This window comes from Aquabacterium sp., from assembly GCF_029946005.1.
Lineage (GTDB): Bacteria > Pseudomonadota > Gammaproteobacteria > Burkholderiales > Burkholderiaceae_C > Aquabacterium.
This window is the reverse complement of sequence record NZ_JAQSDR010000034.1, coordinates 1-18,699: the sequence shown is the minus strand read 5'-3', so window position 1 is coordinate 18,699 and position 18,699 is coordinate 1. Positions and strand designations below refer to the sequence as shown.

The window sequence follows — 18,699 nt, the reverse complement described above, 5'->3', positions numbered from 1 at the left end:
TCAGATGTTGATGCGTGCTGCGCACGCCCACCTCGGCACTCCGCTTCTCAGCACCAAGCCAGGCGCCCCGCCGGAGACCGCCCCAGCCCTGGTTTCGCCCCGCTGGTGGCATGCCACGGTTCCTTTTCGTGCTGCGCCACCAGCGGGGTGATCAGGGATGAGGCGGTGGCAGGCGGGGCGACTTCGGGGGCGGCGAGGCGCGCAGGCCACGGCGGGTTGCCCCTCGACTCGTCGAGGGGTCGGCGAGGACTGTTTGAGCTGCCGAAGGACAGCGAGTTCCGCAGCCGCCCGCCGTGGCCGAGCACCGAGTGCAGTCCGCCGCAAAGCGGTGGACCGCCCCCGCAGGAGCCCCGCCCGCCTCCGCCTCATCCCCACCCCGCGCTGCCCCAAAAGCACGCCGTTGTTCGCACGACATGAGACGGAGGACAACCTCAGTTGGCCAACGCCCGCTCAATGCGATGGGGCGCCACCGTCGTGCGCGGCACCTTGCCCTTGAACCAGGTTCGCACGTCCTCTTCCAGGCCGATGCCATGCATGAAGTTGTAGATGGCCTTCTTCAGGCCGACGCCCAGCACATCGTGGTCCACCCCAGTGGGATCGATGAAAGCAATGTCGTTCTTGGCGAAGGTGGTGGGCGGCAGGGCCTGCAGCTTGACGCCGTATTCATGGGGGTTCTGGCCCACGGGCGAGTGCACCGTGCAGGCAAAGCGGTGGAAAAAACCCGACTGGATGCAACCGTTGGCGAAGAGCTGCCGCACGTATTCCAGCGCATCGACCGTGTCCTGCACGGTCTGAGTGGGAAAGCCGTACATCAGGTAGGCATGCACCAGGATGCCCGCGTCGGTGAAGCCCTGCGTGACGCGAGCCACCTGCTCCACCGACACGCCTTTTTTCATCAGGGTCAGCAGGCGATCCGAGGCCACTTCCAGACCGCCCGAGATGGCGATGCAGCCGCTGTCGGCCAGCAATTGGCACAGCTCGGGGCTGAAGGATTTTTCGAAGCGGATGTTGCCCCACCACGAGATCGAGAGCTTGCGTTTGATCAACTCGTGCGCCAAGGCCTTGAGCATCTTGGGAGGCGCGGCCTCGTCCACAAAATGGAAGCCGGTCTGGCCGGTCTCTTTGACGATGGCTTCGATGCGATCGACCAGCATCTCGGCCGTGGTGGTTTCGTAGCGCGAGATGTAGTCCAGGCTCACATCGCAGAAGCTGCACTTCTTCCAGTAGCAACCATGGGCAATGGTCAGCTTGTTCCAGCGGCCATCGGACCACAGCCGGTTCATGGGGTTGAGCATGTCCAGCAAGGACAGGTAGCGGTCCAGGGGCAGGCCATCCCAGGTGGGTGTGCCAACCTCGGCGAAGGGCACGTCGGGTTCGGCCATGTTCATGTAGCGGACCTGGCCGCTCTCGGCGTCTCGCACAAAGGTGCGCGACAGGCGCTGGGCTGAACGGTGGCCCTGAATGTGGTCGAGCAAGGCCAGCAAGGGGCGCTCGCCAGCGTCCAGCGTGACGAAGTCAACGTAGTCGAAAACTCTGGGCTCGCTCAGCTCGCGCAACTCGGTGTTGACGAAGCCGCCGCCCAAGGCCAGCTTGATGCCGGGGCGCGCGGCCTTGATGGTCTGGGCCATTCGGAAGGCGGCATACACCGCGCCGGGAAAGGGCACGGACAACAGCACCACATCGGGCTCGTGGCGCTCGATGGCGGCCAGAGTCAGGCCTTGCAATGTCGTGTCGACCAGGTTGAGCGGCGCTTGCAAAGCCTGGTGCAAGGGCTCGAAGGTAGATTGGCTTTGGGCCAGCGACTCGGCATAGCGCACGAACTCGAAGCGCGGATCGACGGCATCGCGCAGCACGTCGGCCAGGTCGTTCAGGTACAGGGTGGCGAGGTGGCGGGCGCGGTCTTGCAAGCCCAGGGCGCCGAAGGCCCAGGCCAGCGGGTCACCGCCCTCGTCATCCACATAGACATCCAACGAGGAAAAACGCGGCCCCTCGGGTAAAAACTGGCGGGTGTTGATGCGATGCGCCAGCGTGGCATCCCGGCCCTGCAAAAAGGCAATGGTGGGCGTCATGGTGGACAGGTAGCGCTCGAACTGCGCATCGAACGAACGCAGTGGCTTGGTGCGCTTGGCCTCGGGCACGGCTTGCACACAAGCGTGGATGCCAGGCAGGCCTTCACGCGAGAACAGGGCCAGCACCAGCGCCAGCGCCAGATCCTCCTGAACGGCATCGACCCCGCGAGAACGCAAGAAGCCCGTCAGGTAGGCGGTCGATGGGTAGGGCGTGTTCAGTTGAGTCATCGGGGGGATGACGGACAGCACGCGCAAGGGCTTGGCAGGGGACATGGTGGGTACGGAGGGGACAGCCGCCCATTTTGCCAGGGGTGGGCCGCTTCAGGGCTTGAGTTTGCGCCACAAGGTGGTGCGGCTGATGCCCAGGCGCTCACTGGCCAGGGCCCGGTCGCCGCCGCACTCGGCCAGCACGCGCAAGATGTCGGCACGCTCCGTCTCCGCTTGGCGGGCTTTCAAAGGCGGCGAAGCACTCACCGGCACCGGTGAGAACAGCTCAGGCGCGGTGGTTTGCACAAAGGTGATCGCCGCCTCTCGCGTCATGCGCAACTGGGCAGTTTCGGCGTAAGCCATCATCCGCTCGACGATGTTCTCCAGCTCGCGCACATTGCCGGGCCAGTCGTAGGGCGCGGCTTGCTCAACCAGCGCGTCGATCAAGGGGCGCGTGCGATCGACGTCGATCTTCAAGCGTGCGCAGACCTGCCGGTGCAGCGCCAGGGCAATCGGCAACAGGTCGTCCAGCCGCTCACGCAAGGGCGGCATGTCGATGCGCAGGATGTTCAGGCGGTAGAACAGGTCCAGGCGGAACAGGCCGCGCTCGACGTGCGCCATCAGGTCGCGGTGGGTGGCGGCAATCACCCGCACATTGACGGGCGTGGGTTCGATGGCGCCCACGCGCAGCACCTCGCGCTCTTGCAGCACGCGCAACAGCCGGGTCTGCAGGGAGACGGGCATTTCGCCCACCTCGTCCAGAAAAATGGTGCCTTTGTGCGCGGCTTCGAACAAGCCGATCTTGCCGCCGCGCCGGGCACCGGTGAAGGCGCCCTCTTCGTAGCCAAACAGTTCGCTCTCCAGCAAGGACTCGGACACCGCCGCGCAGTTCACGGCCACGAAGGGCAAGTCGCGCCGGTCGCTGGCCATGTGGATGCCTTGCGCTATCAACTCCTTGCCGGTGCCGCTTTCACCGACCAGCAGCACGGTGGCCTGGCTGCGGGCGCAACGGCGGGCCAATTGGCGGATGCGTTCGATCGCGTCGCTTTGCCCGAGGAACTGGTCCAACTGGTAGCGCGTGCCCGGCGCATTGGGCTTGATGCGCGTGCGGATGTGGCGGTCCACACGCTGGATCGAGATCGGGTCCTGGCAGCTGAGCACCGCCCCGGTCAACACACCCTGCTCCACGATGGGCATGCGGTTGACGATCAAGGCCTTGCCTTTGACGCGTTCGATTTTCTCCAACTCTTGCGTGCCCAGGCGCAAGGTGCTTTGCAGGCTCAAGTCCGCGCTGAGGTCACTCAAGCGGCGGCCCAACCATTGCGCGGGCAACACGCCCAGCAATTGCGCCATCGCGGGGTTCAGGGTTTGAATGCGCTCCTGCTGATCGACCGCGATCACGCCGTCACTGAGTTGCGCCAGGATGGTGTTGAGCCGTTCACGCTTGGCCAGCTCGATGCGCGAGGCGCGGGCCACCTCCACCGCATCGTTCAATGCCTCGCGCACCGCATCACTGGAGTACAAGAACACGCCGGTCAAGCCCATCTGGTCGGCCAGGTCGGCCACCATGCCCGAGCCCACCAGCACGGTCACGCCCAGGTCCTTGAGCGCCTGCACGCAGCTCAGCGCTTCGTCCTCGGTGCGGTAAGCGCGCTGCTCCACCGCCAATTCAAACAGTTCGCTGAAAGGCGCCATGTCGGGCGCCATGCCCTCGTAGGTCACCAGTCCCACGCGGGATGACAGGCGCTTGGCCCGCGTCAAGGCCTGCATCAGATCGAAGCCCCCCACCTTGACCAGCACGACGGGCATGTCCAGGTGCTGACGGAGATAGCCCCCGTTGGAGCCAGCCGCCACGACCACGTCGATGGGCCGCACGGCGTGCAAGGCTTTCACCCGGGCCACGGCTTCTTCAAAACCCACGTCCAGCACTTCAACCGTGGCCTGGCCAGCGAACTCGGGCGCCACCTGCTGCAACATCTTGTTGATGCGCCGAAAGCCCACCGCCACAATCTGTGGCAAGCCGATGCGGGCGGGAGAAATTCCATAGGACGTGGGCATGGCGTGGTTCACCGCGTTTCATCAATGACCTGGCATTGTTTCATATTTGAAACAAAACGGACTAAAATGAACCACGGCGCCATGAACGCAAGCACCGCCTTGGTGAATAAAATCAAACACTTAGGCGCTGGAAGACCCGCCCCAGCACTGGGCACGCAGCTTGGCACAGGCGTTGCGAACATTGAGCATCCCCGCTGAAACCCGATTCCCAAGTTGGAGAACTGACATGTCCCTCACGACCCCTGGCCAACGCTTTCGCCAAGCGCTGAAAGAAGAATCTCCACTGCAAATCATTGGCGCCATCAACGCCAACCACGCGCTGCTGGCCAAGCGCGCCGGGTACCGCGCCATTTATCTGTCGGGCGGCGGCGTGGCCGCAGGCTCGCTGGGCCTGCCCGACCTGGGCATCAACAACCTCGACGACGTGCTGACCGACGTGCGCCGCATCACCGACGTGTGCGATGTGCCACTGCTGGTCGACATCGACACCGGCTTCGGCCCCAGCGCCTTCAACATGGCGCGCACCATCAAGAGCCTGATCAAGGCTGGCGCCGCCGCCTGCCACCTGGAAGACCAGGTCGGCGCCAAGCGCTGCGGCCACCGCCCCGGCAAAGAGATCGTATCGACCGAAGAAATGGTCGACCGCGTCAAGGCTGCCGTCGATGCCAAGACCGACCCCGACTTTTTCATCATCGCTCGCACCGATGCCATCCAGGTGCACGGGGTGGATGCGGCGATTGAGCGCGCCATCAAGTGCGTGGAAGCGGGCGCCGACGCCATCTTTGCCGAGGCCGCCTACGACCTGCCCACCTACAAGAGGTTTGTGGACGCCCTGAAGGTGCCCGTGCTGGCCAACATCACCGAGTTCGGCCAGACGCCGCTGTTCACGGTGGACGAATTGCGCAGCGTGAACGTGGGCATGGTGCTCTACCCGCTGAGCGCCTTCCGCGCCATGAACAAGGCCGCCGAGGCGGTCTACACTGCCATTCGCCGTGACGGCCACCAGAAGAATGTGGTGGACATCATGCAGACGCGTGAAGAGTTGTACGACCGCATTGGCTACCACGCGTTCGAGGGCAAGCTGGACGCCCTGTTCGCCGCCAAGAAATAACCCGATCGATTACCTGCATCCGTTTTAGGAGACGAAACGCATGAGCGCCACCCCAGAGACCACCACCCCCGGCTTCAAACCCAAGAAGTCCGTGGCCTTGTCCGGCACCACCGCCGGCAACACCGCCCTGTGCACCGTGGGCCGCACCGGCAACGACCTGGCCTACCGCGGCTACGACATCCTCGACCTGGCCCAGACCAGCGAGTTCGAAGAGATCGCCTACCTGTTGGTGCATGGCAAGTTGCCCACCCGCGCCGAGCTGGCCTTCTACAAGACCAAGCTGAAGTCGCTGCGCGGCATCCCCGCTGGCCTGAAGACCGCGCTGGAGCAACTGCCCCCTTCCGCCCACCCGATGGACGTGATGCGCACCGGCGTGTCCGTGCTGGGCTGCTTGTCGCCCGAGAAGGACGACCACAACCACCCCGGCGCCCGTGACATCGCCGACAAGCTGATGGCCTCGCTGGGCTCGATGCTGCTGTACTGGTACCACTACAGCCACAACGGCAAGCGCATCGAGGTTGAGACCGACGACGACTCGATCGGCGGCCACTTCCTGCACCTGCTGCACGGCGTCAAGCCCCGTGACAGCTGGGTTCGCGCCATGCACACCTCGCTGATCCTGTACGCAGAGCACGAGTTCAACGCCTCCACCTTCGCCTCGCGCGTGGTGGCTGGCACGGGCTCGGACATGTTCTCGGCCATCGGCGGCGGCATCGGCGCGTTGCGCGGCCCCAAGCACGGCGGCGCCAACGAAGTCGCGTTTGAAATCCAGAAGCGCTACGACACGCCCGATGAGGCTGAGGCCGACATCCGCGCCCGCGTCGAGAAAAAGGAAGTCGTGATCGGCTTCGGTCACCCGGTGTACACCGTGAGCGACCCGCGCAACGTGGTCATCAAAAAGGTGGCGCTTGAGTTGAGCAAAGAGCAGTCGAACACCAAGATGTACGACATCGCCGAGCGTTTGGAATCGGTCATGTGGGAGATCAAGAAGATGTTCCCCAACCTGGACTGGTTCAGCGCGGTGAGCTATCACATGATGGGTGTGCCCACCGCCATGTTCACGCCGCTGTTCGTGATCGCCCGCACCAGTGGTTGGTCGGCCCACGTGATCGAACAACGCATTGACGGCAAGATCATCCGTCCTTCGGCCAACTACACCGGCCCCGAGGATCAGAAGTTCGTGCCGATCCAGGACCGCAAGTAATCGTTGAAGTAACCGGTGGCGCTCAAGGCGCCACCTTGCATTCGGGCCCGGCGCATGTGCGCACGCGGCCACACCCACCTGATTTGCCCCCGCCATGAACACCCAATACCGCAAGAACCTGCCCGGCACCCAACTGGATTACTTCGATGCCCGCGAAGCCGTCGAAGCGATCAAGCCAGGTTCTTGGGCCACCCTGCCCTACACCTCGCGCGTGCACGCCGAGAACCTGGTGCGCAAGGCCGACCCGGCCATCCTCACGCAATCGCTGACGCAGCTGATCGAGCGCCTGCGTGACCACGACTTCCCGTGGTTCCCCGCGCGCGTGGCCTGCCACGACATCCTGGGCCAGACCGCTTTGGTGGACTTGGCCGGTTTGCGCGATGCCATCGCCAAAGAAGGCGGCGACCCCGCCAAGGTGAACCCCGTGGTGCCCGTGCAGTTGATCGTGGACCACTCGTTGGCCGTGGAGTGCGGTGGGTTTGACCCGGACGCTTTCCAGAAAAACCGCGACATCGAAGAGCGCCGCAACGAAGACCGCTTCCACTTCATCAACTGGACCAAGTTGGCCTTCGACAACGTCGATGTGATCCCCGCGGGCAACGGGATCATGCACCAGATCAACCTGGAGAAGATGTCCCCGGTCATCCACAACGAGAAGGGCCTGGCCTACCCCGACACCTGCGTCGGCACCGACTCGCACACCCCGCACGTTGATGCGCTGGGCGTGATCGCCATTGGCGTGGGCGGCCTGGAAGCCGAGAACGTGATGCTGGGCCGCGCCTCGTGGATGCGCCTGCCCGAAATCGTCGGCGTGGAGCTTTCAGGCAAGCGCCAGCCCGGCATCACCGCGACCGACGTGGTGTTGGCGATGACCGAGTTCTTGCGTAAATCCAAAGTGGTCGGCGCCTACCTTGAGTTCTACGGCGCGGGCGTGCCCAGCCTGACCCTGGGCGACCGCGCCACCATCTCGAACATGGCCCCTGAATACGGCGCCACCGCTGCCATGTTCAGCATCGACGAGCAAACCATCGAGTACCTGCGCCTCACCGGCCGCACGGAAGAACAGATCAAGCTGGTCGAAACCTACGCCAAGCAAGGCGGCCTGTGGTCCGACACCTTGAAGGACGCCGTCTACGAACGCACCCTGAGTTTCGATTTGTCGAGCGTGGTGCGCAACATGGCGGGCCCGTCGAACCCGCACGCCCGCGTGGCCACGACGGACATGGCGGCCAAGGGCATCAACGGCCCCTGGCGCATGCCCGCCGCCGATGAAGGCACGATGCCCGATGGCGCCGTGATCATCGCCGCCATCACCAGCTGCACCAACACCTCCAACCCGCGCAACGTGATCGCGGCCGCCCTGCTGGCCCGCAAAGCCAACAAGCTGGGCCTGACGCGCAAGCCCTGGGTCAAGTCCTCGCTGGCCCCTGGCTCCAAAACCGTCGAGCTGTACCTGAACGAAGCCGGCCTGATGGGTGACCTTGAAAAGCTCGGTTTCGGCATCGTGGCCTTCGCCTGCACCACCTGCAACGGCATGTCGGGCGCACTCGACCCGGTCATCCAGAAAGAGATCGTTGACCGCGACCTGTACGCCACCGCCGTGCTCTCGGGCAACCGCAACTTCGACGGCCGCATCCACCCTTATGCCAAGCAAGCCTTCCTGGCCTCGCCGCCGCTGGTCGTGGCTTACGCCATCGCGGGCACCATCCGCTTCGACATCGAGCGCGACGTGCTGGGCGTGGCCAACGGCCAAGAGATCCGCCTGAAGGACATCTGGCCTACGGACGAAGAGATCGACGCCATCGTCAAGTCCAGCGTCAAGCCCGAGATGTTCCGCAAGGTCTACGAACCGATGTTTGCCATCTCGGTCGATGCTGGCGAGAAGGTCGAGCCGCTGTACAACTGGCGCCCGCAATCCACCTACATCCGCCGCCCGCCCTATTGGGACACCGAAGGCGTTGGCGCCCTGGCCGCCAACCCGCGCACGCTCAAGGGCATGCGCCCGCTGGCCATCCTGCCGGACAACATCACCACCGACCACCTGTCGCCGTCGAACGCGATCATGATGAACTCGGCAGCCGGTGAGTACCTGCACAAGATGGGCGTGCCGGAAGAGGACTTCAACTCCTACGCCACCCACCGAGGCGATCACCTCACCGCCATGCGCGCCACGTTTGCCAACCCCACGCTCAAGAACGAGATGGTGCGCGATGCCGACGGAAAGGTGAAGGCGGGCTCGCTGGCCCGCATCGAGCCCGAAGGCAAAGTGGTCCGCATGTGGGAAGCCATGGAAACCTACCTGGACCGCAAGCAACCGCTGATCATCGTGGCCGGCGCCGACTACGGCCAAGGCTCCTCGCGCGACTGGGCCGCCAAGGGCGTGCGCCTGGCAGGCGTCGAAGCCATCGCGGCCGAAGGCTTCGAGCGCATCCACCGAACCAACCTGATCGGCATGGGCGTGATGCCCCTGGAGTTCAAGCCCGGCACCAACCGCCTGACCTTGAACCTGGACGGCACCGAGATCTACGACGTGGAAGGCCAGCCCACACCCCGCGCGGACCTGACTTTGGTCATCACCCGCCAAAACGGCGACGTGGTGAAGGTGCCCATGACCTGCCGCCTCGATACCGGCGAAGAAGTTTCGGTGTACGAAGCAGGCGGCGTGCTGCAGCGCTTTGCGCAGGACTTCCTGGCTCAAAACAAAGCCGCATGATCCGTGCAAGAGGCAGGGGGCACACTGGGGGGCGCGCACGCTTGCGCCTTGACGGCCAAACTTAGCCAGACTAGACTAAGCCAACCATCGGAGACCCTCGTGCACCCCGTCAACATGCTGCAAGCCAAATCAACGCTGTCGCGCCTGGTCGAGGCCATTGAGCAGGGCCACGAACGCGAAATCATCATCGCCCGCAATGGCCGCCCCGCCGCAAAGTTGGTGCCGATGGATACCGCATCAGCAGGGCAGCGCATCGGCGTGGCCAAAGGCTTGTTCGAGGTGCCAGACAACATTGATGCGCACAACGACGAGGTGTCGCGGTTGTTCATGGGTGGGACGGCCGCTTGAACCTGATGCTCGACACCCATGTGGCCTTGTGGGCCATCACCGACAGCCCGAAATTGCCGCCAAAGGCGCGCGAATTGATCACGTCGCCCAAGACCCATGTCTGGGTGAGCGCCGCCAGCATTTGGGAGATCGCCATCAAGCACTCCCTGGGTCGTGGCGACATGCCGATTTCCGGCGCAGATGCACAGCGCTATTTTCTGGCGTCTGGCTACCGGTGCCTGTCCATTGAGGCAGAACATGCGGCGGCCGTCGAAGACTTGCCCTCGCATCACCAAGACCCGTTTGACCGCATCCTGGTTGCGCAGGCCCTCACCGAGCCGATGCGCCTGATGACCCATGACGCCCAGGTTGCCCTCTACAGCGACACCATCATCAAGATTTGACCGGAGCCATTGATGTCCCATCCACCCCAAATCAAAGTCCCTGCCACCTACCTCCGTGGTGGCACCAGCAAAGGCGTTTTCTTCCGCCTGCAAGACCTGCCCGCCGCTTGCCAAACACCCGGCGCAGCCCGCGACCAGCTGCTGCTGCGCGTGATCGGCAGCCCCGATCCTTATGGCAAACAGATCGATGGCATGGGCGGTGCCACCTCGTCCACCTCCAAGACGGTCATCCTGTCCAAGAGCAGCAGGCCTGACCACGATGTGGACTACCTCTTCGGCCAGGTCTCGATCGACAAGGCCTTCGTGGACTGGTCCGGCAACTGCGGCAACCTCTCGGCAGCGGTCGGCTCCTTCGCCATCCAGGCCGGCTTGGTCGACGCCAGCCGAGTGCCCGTCAACGGCATGGCCACCGTGCGCATCTGGCAAGCCAACATCGGCAAGACCATCGTCGCCCACGTGCCCATCACCCACGGCGAAGTGCAGGAAACCGGCGATTTCGAACTCGACGGCGTGACCTTCCCCGCCGCCGAAGTGCAACTTGAATTCCTGGACCCAGCCGACGAAGGTGAAGACGGTGCAGGCGGTTCGATGTTCCCCACCGGCAACCTCCTTGACGACCTGGAAGTGCCCGAGGACGTCGTCAAGGGCGGCACCCTCAGGGTCACCATGATCAACGCCGGCATCCCGACCATCTTCGTGAACGCCGAAGACATCGGCTACACCGGCACCGAGTTGCAAGACGCCATCAATGGCGACCCCGCCGCCTTGGCCCGTTTTGAAACCATCCGCGCCCACGGTGCCCTGCGCATGGGCTTGATCAAGGATGTGTCCGAAGCCGCCAAGCGCCAGCACACGCCCAAAGTCGCCTTCGTGGCCAAGCCCAAGGCTTACATTTCATCCAGCGGAAAGCCGATCGGCGAAGGGGATGTAGACCTGTTGGTGCGCGCCCTGTCCATGGGCAAGCTGCACCACGCCATGATGGGCACGGCCGCGGTCGCCATCGGCACCGCCGCGGCCATCCCCGGCACACTGGTGAACCTGGCCGCAGGCGGCGGCGCCCGCACCGCCGTGCGCTTCGGCCACCCTTCGGGCACCCTGCGCGTGGGCGCCGAAGCCACCCAGGTCAACGGCGAATGGACCGTGAAAAAAGCCATCATGAGCCGCAGCGCCCGCGTGCTGATGGAAGGCTGGGTCCGCGTGCCCGGCGACGTTTTCTAACGATTGGCCTGGCGGATTGGTGGCAAGATCAGCCTCCAATCCGCCCCCATTGACCAAAACGCCCGTGATCGGAATCCCCTTCAAATGAGTCTCCAAAACAAGCGCACCCGCCGCATCCGCACCGCCGCCATCACTGTGGGCATCCTGTTGGGCATGACGGCGGGCGCCTTCAGCTCACAGGCGCACGCGGCCACTGACCCCGCGTCAAAGCCCGTGGCCAAAGCCAAGGCCAAGGCCAAGACCAAGTCCGCCAAAAAAGGCCCCGTGGCTGAGAAATTCGTGCCTTTGCCCGAGGCATCGCCCGAACAGATGGACGCCGCCAAGCGCGTGCTGATCGGACGCTACGAGTGCGAATTCGGCAAAAAAATGCTGATCGACGCCAACGACACCAACCTCGGCTACTTCAACCTGCGTCAGGACAAACAAACCTGGGTGGTCAAGCCGGTCTTGTCCAGCACCGGCGCCATCCGCCTGGAAGACACCAAGGACACCGTCCTGCTGATCCAGATCCTGACCAAATCCATGCTACTGAACGTCAAAACCGGCCGACGCCTGGTGGATGGCTGCGTGCATGAAGTGCAACGTGCCGCCGAAGAAGAATTGCGCAAGAACCCGCCCAAATCGGTGTTCGACGCGCCCGCCGCCGATGCGGCCAGCGCACCCAAATGAGTGCACATCCGCGAATCCCTTGATTTGCGTGTGTCCTGAAGGTGACATGAACCCCATTCCTGGGCGAAAATAGCGGTCTGCGCGGAAATTGCTTATGCCTTGTCCAGGTGCAAGCACCCTCCTCAGCGCATTCCGCTTTTCCTGACGCCCAAGTCACAAGCATCCCAGATCCCAAGAAGGTCAAACCATGTTGCAAGCCTACCGCCAACACATCGCCGAGCGCGCCGCGCTGGGTATCCCCCCCCTGCCTCTGACCGCCCAGCAAACCGGCGAAGTCATCGAGTTGCTGAAGAACCCGCCCGCTGGCGAAGAAGCCACCCTGGTGGACCTGATCGTGCACCGCGTCCCCGCTGGTGTGGACGCCGCCGCCAAGGTCAAGGCATCCTACCTGGCCGCCGTGGCCCACGGCACTGAAAAATCGGTCCTGATCACCCGCGAAAAAGCCACTGAACTGCTGGGCACCATGCTCGGCGGCTACAACATCCACCCCCTGGTCGAGTTGCTGGACGACGCCCTGGTGGGCGGCATCGCCGCCGAAGCGCTCAAGAAAACGCTGTTGATGTTCGACGCCTTCCACGACGTGAAGGAAAAAGCAGACAAGGGCAACGCCCACGCCAAGGCCGTGCTGCAAAGCTGGGCCGATGCCGAGTGGTTCACCTCGCGGCCCGAAGTGCCCCAAAGCATCATCGTCAGCATCCTGAAGGTGACCGGCGAGACCAACACCGATGACCTCTCCCCGGCCCCCGACGCCTGGAGCCGCCCCGACATCCCGCTGCACGCTTTGGCCATGCTGAAGAACAAGCGCGATGGCATCACGCCTGAAGAAGACGGCAAGCGTGGCCCGATCAAATTCATCGAAGACCTGCGCGCCATGGGCAACCTGGTCGCCTACGTGGGCGACGTGGTCGGCACCGGCTCTTCGCGTAAATCGGCCACCAACAGCGTGCTGTGGTTCACCGGCGAAGACATCCCCTTCGTGCCCAACAAGCGCTTCGGCGGCGTGTGCCTGGGCAGCAAGATCGCCCCCATCTTCTACAACACGATGGAAGACGCCGGCGCCCTGCCGATCGAACTCGACGTGTCCCAGATGAACATGGGCGACGTGGTCGAGCTGCTGCCCTACGCCGGCAAGGCCCTGAAGAATGGCGAAGTCATCGCCGAGTTCAAGGTCAAGTCCGACGTGCTGTTCGACGAAGTGCGCGCCGGTGGCCGCATCCCCCTGATCATCGGCCGTGGCCTGACCGCCAAGGCCCGCGATGCCCTGGGCCTGGAACCCTCCACCCTGTTCCGCCTGCCGCTGAACCCCGAAGACACCAAGAAGGGTTACTCGCTGGCCCAGAAGATGGTCGGCAAGGCCTGTAACCTGCCCGTCATCGATGGCCAGCAAGTCGGCGTGCGCCCAGGCACTTATTGCGAACCCAAGATGACCTCGGTCGGCTCCCAAGACACCACCGGCCCGATGACCCGCGACGAGCTGAAAGACCTGGCCTGCCTGGGCTTCAGCGCCGACCTGGTGATGCAATCGTTCTGCCACACGGCCGCTTACCCCAAGCCTGTGGACGTGAAGATGCACCACGAGTTGCCCGACTTCATCAGCACCCGCGGCGGCGTGTCCCTGCGCCCTGGCGACGGCGTGATCCACAGCTGGCTCAATCGCCTGCTGACGCCCGACACCGTCGGCACCGGCGGCGACTCGCACACCCGTTTCCCCATCGGCATCAGCTTCCCCGCCGGTTCCGGCTTGGTGGCTTTCGCTGCGGCCACGGGCGTGATGCCCCTGGACATGCCCGAATCCGTGCTGGTGCGCTTCAAGGGCACCAAAATGCAGCCTGGCATCACCCTGCGTGACCTGGTCAACGCCATTCCCTTGTACGCCATCAAGGCCGGTCTGCTGACCGTCGCCAAGCAAGGCAAGAAGAACATCTTCTCCGGCCGCATCCTGGAGATCGAAGGCCTGCCAGACCTGAAGGTCGAGCAAGCGTTCGAGCTGTCCGATGCCTCGGCTGAGCGTTCAGCCGCTGGCTGCACCGTGCACCTGAACAAGGAGCCGATCGCCGAGTACCTCAACAGCAACATCACGCTGATGAAGAACATGATCGCCAACGGCTATGAGGATGCCCGCACGCTGCAACGCCGCATCGCCGCGCAAGAAGCCTGGCTGGCCGATCCCCAGTTGATGAAGGGTGACGCCGACGCCGAATACGCCGCCGTGATCGAGATCGACCTGGCCGACATTCACGAGCCCATCCTGGCCTGCCCGAACGACCCCGATGACGTGAAGACGCTGTCGGACGTGGCTGGCGCCGTGATCGACGAAGTCTTCATCGGCTCTTGCATGACCAACATCGGCCACTTCCGCGCAGCCTCCAAGCTGCTCGAAGGCAAGCGCGACATCCCCGTCAAGCTGTGGGTGGCCCCCCCCACCAAGATGGATGCTCAGCAACTGACCGAAGAAGGCCACTACGGCGTTCTGGGCAGCGCTGGCGCCCGCATGGAAATGCCCGGCTGCTCGCTGTGCATGGGCAACCAGGCTCAAGTCAAGGAAGGTGCCACCGTGTTCTCGACCAGCACGCGCAACTTCCCCAACCGCCTGGGCAAGAACAGCAATGTGTACCTGGGTTCGGCCGAACTGGCCGCCATCTGCTCACGCCTGGGCCGCATCCCGACCAAGGCCGAGTACATGGAAGGCGTGGGCGTGCTCGACGCGTCCAGCGCCCAGATCTACAAGTACCTGAACTTTGATCAGATCACGGAATACGCTGACAAGGCCAAGACCGTGGCTGCGGCCTGAGTTTGAACGTTTCATTGAGAGGCCCTCCTTACGGCCTTTCATGAAAACGGCCCGCTGGCGCAATCCGGCGGGCCGTTTGCTTTTGTGCCGTGCCCATTCTGCCCATCACAGCATTTGATCCAGCGGGCTAACCACCCCCGCCCCACCCACCTTGATCACATGCGTGTAGATCATCGTCGTGCTGACATCGCTGTGACCCAACAATTCCTGCACGGTGCGGATGTCGTAGTGGGCCTGCAGCAAGTGTGTAGCGAAAGAATGTCGGAGCGTGTGCGGCGTCGCTGGCTTGACCAACTGTGCCGCCAGTACCGCTTTCTTGAACGCGCGCTGAAACGTTTGATCCTGAACATGGTGCCGACGCATGAAACCCACTCTGGGATCCACGGCCAGATCCGCCATGGGAAAGACCCATTGCCAACCCCAGGTCTTGCCCACGTCTTTGAACTTGCGTTCGAGCGCATGCGGCAACCAGACACCCGCCACCTCGTTGAGCCGGTCAGCCTCCCACATGGCCCGAGATGCGCGCAACTGAATGCGCAAAGGCTCTACCAGTGTGGCCGGTAGCATCACGACCCTATCCTTGGCGCCTTTGCCCTCCCGGACCACGATGGTCTGATGAGCAAAGTCGATGTCCTTCACTCGGAGCCGCAAGCCTTCCATCAAGCGCAGCCCCGTGCCGTACAACGTTTGCCCAATCAGGCGATGCGCTGGATCGATGGCTTTGAGGACCGTTGTCACTTCTTCTGGCGTGAGCACGACGGGCAAACGCCGAGTCGCCTTGGGACGCCCGATTTCAGCCAGCCAGGGGAAGTCCATGCGCAACACATGCCGGTAGAGAAATAGGAGCGCCGACAGGGCCTGTTTGTGGGTCGACGCTGAGACCTGCCGCTCATTGGCTTGCCAAGAAAGGTAGGCCTCCAGTTCGGCTTGGCCTAGCTCTTTAGGATGGCGGAGGCCGTGGAATCGGATGTAGCCCTTGATCCAGTGGAGATAGGCATCTTCCGTGCGCATGCTGTAATGCATGGACCTGATGCGGTCTCGGACTTCGTCCAAAAGGCGAGGCGCTTTGGTAGGTAGTGGTTGATCGAGCATTGACGTAACTTGGATGAACGACCAGGTGAGGACTGTATGGATATACAGATGATCGTTAAAAGCAGAAGCGATGACAAGCCCTCTGTGGGGGGAATGCATCCTCCCTGCGCCAACCAACTCGGCAGGTTATCAATCAAGTTCGCGGAATAGCTTGCGGGGTTACACGTCAACTTGGGTTCCTGAGTCCCCAGGTTATCGATCAGAGCCCGCTCCTACCATCCCAGGATATTTGTCTTGTTCAGGCATACATTACAGTTAGGCTTTTCGAAAAAACAAGCCATTGCAATTCGTTAGGAATTCTTCACACATGATCAAAGCTTTAGTCTTTGCTGCTCAAGTTGTCGCGACTACTAGCTCTGCTAGCCCATCGATTGCCGCCTTCGAGGTTGTCGATGCAGCACGGTTGGAGTGGTCCACCACTGAGGGCGCAAAAATTGGTGCTCGCCAAGCCTATGAGGCCGGCAAGTACACAAAAGCGCAATACGAATGTGTGATCAATCTCCCAACGGAACAGATCAGATCCACTATTGCCGCAACATACGACCAAATGCTCAAGCCAAGCGAATTGGTCGCTGCGAGAGACTTTTTCAGGAGTGAGGCAGGCCGTATATATACAAAGGTGGCCCATCGAAAGCTTTTGTTATTGGCCGGTGAACCCGCACCAGAGATCCGCGATGTCGTCACCGACGAGATCCTGGCTGAGGTAAAGCGATTCAAGGCCACCTATGCAGGCGAGCAAACCACTGAACTATCGTCGTCTACGATGCGGAAAGTTGGGGAAGAGCTGAAGGGAATCATGCGCAGCCAGTTAAACCGCTGCAAGAGCGCGAACTCAACCATTAATGCACCTGTCACCAGCCTAAATCGGGTAGCCGGAGGTTTTTAGCCCCCAGCCCCCACACCACCCACCATGCGGGTCCGCAGTGGGCGGTTCATGCAGAGTTTTCATACGCTCCCTCACGGGCTACGCTCAGGTCACGCACAAGGTCGGCTGCTCAGGCCTACGCCGCACTCAACTCACCCGGTCGGGCTTCATCGCTGAGTATCGAGTCGCCTGTCGCTCCACCCTGCTCCACATGTTCGGCCCTTCATGCCCAGCCGCTCTCGTGAAGCACTGGACTACTACTATGGCCTCTGCTGACTTCTGCCCCATCACGCCAGGTGTCTCCACCTGGCGCGCTGTGCTCGTGCGACAAACTGCTGCCTCTTTCTTCGTCACGCAGCGGGCAGCTCGCCACGGCGCTCGGTTCTTGGTAACCCGGGGTGAACCTTCCGGGTCTTGTTTGTCATCACCAGCACCGCATGTGCGGCAGATCTCCCCAGGTAAGAACGCGAACTGTCGGTGCACAAGCGCCGCATTTACCGTAGGTGCCGTACCGTTGGGCTTCGCCTTCACAGGCAGGCTCGCCTCGACACCCTCGGCCTTCTATGCGGTTTCTGTTCGTCGCCTCGCACCTCTTGCACTCCGGCTTCCTTCTCACATCGCCTCGCGGCTTTGCAATTGCCTTCGGCTCGTGGTTATCATGCTCACTATGAGTCCATGTCGGTACTCCCACAGGGGACTTCCACCCCATAAGTTCGCGCCCATGCTGGGCGCACCCGTCGGTTCAACGCGGACAAAAATGCTTCGCATTTTTGCCGGTTAACCTGGGCGTTAGGCTTTTGGTTGCCTTTCCTTCATTCTCTGGCAAGGTTTTGGGCCGTGGCGTTTCAACCATTTGCCCATCTTCCAGCGCTGCTTTCTTTGGCGCTCATGCACTGCGCATTCTGGCCAGGCCCAGCGCTAACAAGCACTGAAGTTCGCAACCGAGCGGCGCAGTAGGTCTCAATCTGGCTGTCTGCCCTTCGGCAGCCTGCTCACCAATATGCGGCTCCAAAGTGCCACACGCTATCGCCTCTGGCTTCCTGTCCTTCGGCAGTCAGCGGATCATTTCGGCTTGCGTCTGTTTTTCATGCGCATCTCAAAGCCAGCGATAATTCAACGAGAAGAGATCCGTGCCGCTGGTTCACAGCTCTGGTCTGGTCAGGCACAATTCCGTCCAGTATGACCAGGTTCATGAACATGGTGCAAAATCGCTGCAGCCAAACGCAAGGGAGTTCATGCATGCCAAAGTCAAACATCTGCCATCAAGGCACGGTCGGCTTGTTCTCACAGGCTGTTCCTTCTCTTGCTAGCCTAACTTTCCGGTCAAGGGGACGCCGACAGTCTGCATCGCTTGTGCCAAGCCACGCGGGCGCCCCTTACCTATCGAGTTAGGCTTTTGGTTGCCCTCTGCATGGTTTTGGGCTTTGAATTCTGCAAAGCCGTGCCATTTATCACTGCTGCTTTCTTTGCCATTCATGCGCTGGTGCAACTTTCCAGGCACCGCGCTAATTCGCTCAGCGGTTCGCAACTTGGCGGCGTTTCAAATCTCAGTCTGGCTGTCTGCCCTTCGGCAGCCTGCTCAAAATTGCTCAGCGCCAAAGTGCCACTCGCTATCGCCTTGGGCTTGCCTGTCCTTCGGCAGTCAATTCAAAGTCGTGCTGCGCTACGGTTTCAAGATCAAGTGTCAAACGAGCAGCCCGTCCTTCGGCGGTCTGCGAATCATCGCGCTCTGGCCAGCTTCATCAACATCGTGCAAAATCCCAGCAACTCAAAGCACGGGAGCGCTGTCATGCCGAAGTCAAACATCTGCCATCAAGGCACGGTCGGCTTGTTCTCACAGGCTGTTCCATCTCGCCACAGCCTAACGGTACGTTCAACAGGGACGCCCATGCTGCGCATGGTCGCCCGTTAACTTTGGCGTTAGGCTTTTGGGTGCCTGGAACGTCAGCTATATGGCGCATCTCTGGCCAT

At 62.4% G+C, this 18,699-nt stretch carries 13 protein-coding genes; 10 read left to right on the top strand and 3 right to left on the bottom strand.

The genetic code is table 11. The annotated features are described in order from the left end of the window. Nucleotides 1-431: 431 nt before the first annotated feature. Nucleotides 432-2,342 (bottom strand): radical SAM protein, encoded by a 1,911-nt coding sequence (locus tag PSV38_RS16845; protein ID WP_300549444.1) that lies wholly within the window; start codon nt 2,340-2,342, stop codon nt 432-434. 48 nt (nt 2,343-2,390) lie between these two features. Further along, nucleotides 2,391-4,334, bottom strand: coding sequence for a propionate catabolism operon regulatory protein PrpR (gene prpR / locus PSV38_RS16840; RefSeq protein ID WP_300549442.1), 1,944 nt, complete (start codon nt 4,332-4,334; stop codon nt 2,391-2,393). Nucleotides 4,335-4,560: 226 nt separating this feature from the next. On the opposite strand from prpR, the gene prpB reads away from it, so the two are divergent. From prpB to acnB, 8 genes are all read left to right on the top strand, one after another. Then, nucleotides 4,561-5,445, top strand: coding sequence for a methylisocitrate lyase (gene prpB / locus PSV38_RS16835; RefSeq protein ID WP_300549440.1), 885 nt, complete (start codon nt 4,561-4,563; stop codon nt 5,443-5,445). A gap of 40 nt (nt 5,446-5,485) precedes the next feature. Continuing rightward, nucleotides 5,486-6,649 (top strand): 2-methylcitrate synthase, encoded by a 1,164-nt coding sequence (gene prpC, locus PSV38_RS16830; RefSeq protein WP_300549438.1) that lies wholly within the window; start codon nt 5,486-5,488, stop codon nt 6,647-6,649. A gap of 94 nt (nt 6,650-6,743) precedes the next feature. Next, nucleotides 6,744-9,362 carry a Fe/S-dependent 2-methylisocitrate dehydratase AcnD gene (acnD, locus tag PSV38_RS16825; protein WP_300549436.1) on the top strand — a complete coding sequence of 873 codons (2,619 nt, stop codon included), beginning with the start codon at nt 6,744-6,746 and terminating at the stop codon, nt 9,360-9,362. Nucleotides 9,363-9,461: 99 nt separating this feature from the next. After that, nucleotides 9,462-9,710, top strand: a complete 249-nt coding sequence (locus PSV38_RS16820; RefSeq protein WP_300549435.1) for a type II toxin-antitoxin system Phd/YefM family antitoxin — start codon at nt 9,462-9,464, stop codon at nt 9,708-9,710. Between the two features lie 5 nt (nt 9,711-9,715). Continuing rightward, complete coding sequence (locus tag PSV38_RS16815) at nt 9,716-10,093, top strand: type II toxin-antitoxin system VapC family toxin (protein WP_300549433.1); 378 nt, start codon at nt 9,716-9,718, stop codon at nt 10,091-10,093. A gap of 12 nt (nt 10,094-10,105) precedes the next feature. Further along, nucleotides 10,106-11,311, top strand: coding sequence for a 2-methylaconitate cis-trans isomerase PrpF (gene prpF, locus PSV38_RS16810; protein WP_300549431.1), 1,206 nt, complete (start codon nt 10,106-10,108; stop codon nt 11,309-11,311). An 84-nt stretch (nt 11,312-11,395) separates the two neighbouring features. Beyond that, nucleotides 11,396-11,980, top strand: coding sequence for a hypothetical protein (locus PSV38_RS16805; protein WP_300549429.1), 585 nt, complete (start codon nt 11,396-11,398; stop codon nt 11,978-11,980). Nucleotides 11,981-12,167: 187 nt separating this feature from the next. Continuing rightward, a complete protein-coding gene (gene acnB, locus PSV38_RS16800) occupies nt 12,168-14,771 on the top strand; it encodes a bifunctional aconitate hydratase 2/2-methylisocitrate dehydratase (RefSeq protein WP_300549427.1) in 2,604 nt (867 codons plus the stop codon). Between the two features lie 105 nt (nt 14,772-14,876). On the opposite strand, the gene PSV38_RS16795 is transcribed toward acnB, so the two are convergent. Next, nucleotides 14,877-15,863 carry an integron integrase gene (locus tag PSV38_RS16795; protein WP_300549446.1) on the bottom strand — a complete coding sequence of 329 codons (987 nt, stop codon included), beginning with the start codon at nt 15,861-15,863 and terminating at the stop codon, nt 14,877-14,879. Between the two features lie 307 nt (nt 15,864-16,170). Between PSV38_RS16795 and PSV38_RS16790 the strand changes: the two genes are divergently transcribed. Together PSV38_RS16790 and PSV38_RS16785 are read left to right on the top strand one after the other, a co-directional pair. Beyond that, complete coding sequence (locus PSV38_RS16790; RefSeq protein ID WP_300549425.1) at nt 16,171-16,749, top strand: hypothetical protein; 579 nt, start codon at nt 16,171-16,173, stop codon at nt 16,747-16,749. 1,390 nt (nt 16,750-18,139) lie between these two features. After that, on the top strand, nt 18,140-18,640 hold the full coding sequence (locus PSV38_RS16785) for a hypothetical protein (RefSeq protein ID WP_300549423.1): 501 nt from the start codon (nt 18,140-18,142) through the stop codon (nt 18,638-18,640). The last annotated feature ends 59 nt before the right edge of the window (nt 18,641-18,699 follow it).

Bases quoted from the DNA above. Each gene is read 5' to 3' on its own strand.
- PSV38_RS16845 (WP_300549444.1), bottom strand. From the start codon at position 2,342: ATGTCCCCTGCCAAGCCCTTGCGCGTGCTGTCCGTCATCCCCCCGATG.
- prpR (WP_300549442.1), bottom strand. From the start codon at position 4,334: ATGCCCACGTCCTATGGAATTTCTCCCGCCCGCATCGGCTTGCCACAG.
- prpB (WP_300549440.1), top strand. From the start codon at position 4,561: ATGTCCCTCACGACCCCTGGCCAACGCTTTCGCCAAGCGCTGAAAGAA.
- prpC (WP_300549438.1), top strand. From the start codon at position 5,486: ATGAGCGCCACCCCAGAGACCACCACCCCCGGCTTCAAACCCAAGAAG.
- acnD (WP_300549436.1), top strand. From the start codon at position 6,744: ATGAACACCCAATACCGCAAGAACCTGCCCGGCACCCAACTGGATTAC.
- PSV38_RS16815 (WP_300549433.1), top strand. From the start codon at position 9,716: ATGCTCGACACCCATGTGGCCTTGTGGGCCATCACCGACAGCCCGAAA.
- prpF (WP_300549431.1), top strand. From the start codon at position 10,106: ATGTCCCATCCACCCCAAATCAAAGTCCCTGCCACCTACCTCCGTGGT.
- PSV38_RS16805 (WP_300549429.1), top strand. From the start codon at position 11,396: ATGAGTCTCCAAAACAAGCGCACCCGCCGCATCCGCACCGCCGCCATC.
- acnB (WP_300549427.1), top strand. From the start codon at position 12,168: ATGTTGCAAGCCTACCGCCAACACATCGCCGAGCGCGCCGCGCTGGGT.
- PSV38_RS16795 (WP_300549446.1), bottom strand. From the start codon at position 15,863: ATGCTCGATCAACCACTACCTACCAAAGCGCCTCGCCTTTTGGACGAA.
- PSV38_RS16790 (WP_300549425.1), top strand. From the start codon at position 16,171: ATGATCAAAGCTTTAGTCTTTGCTGCTCAAGTTGTCGCGACTACTAGC.
- PSV38_RS16785 (WP_300549423.1), top strand. From the start codon at position 18,140: ATGGTTTTGGGCTTTGAATTCTGCAAAGCCGTGCCATTTATCACTGCT.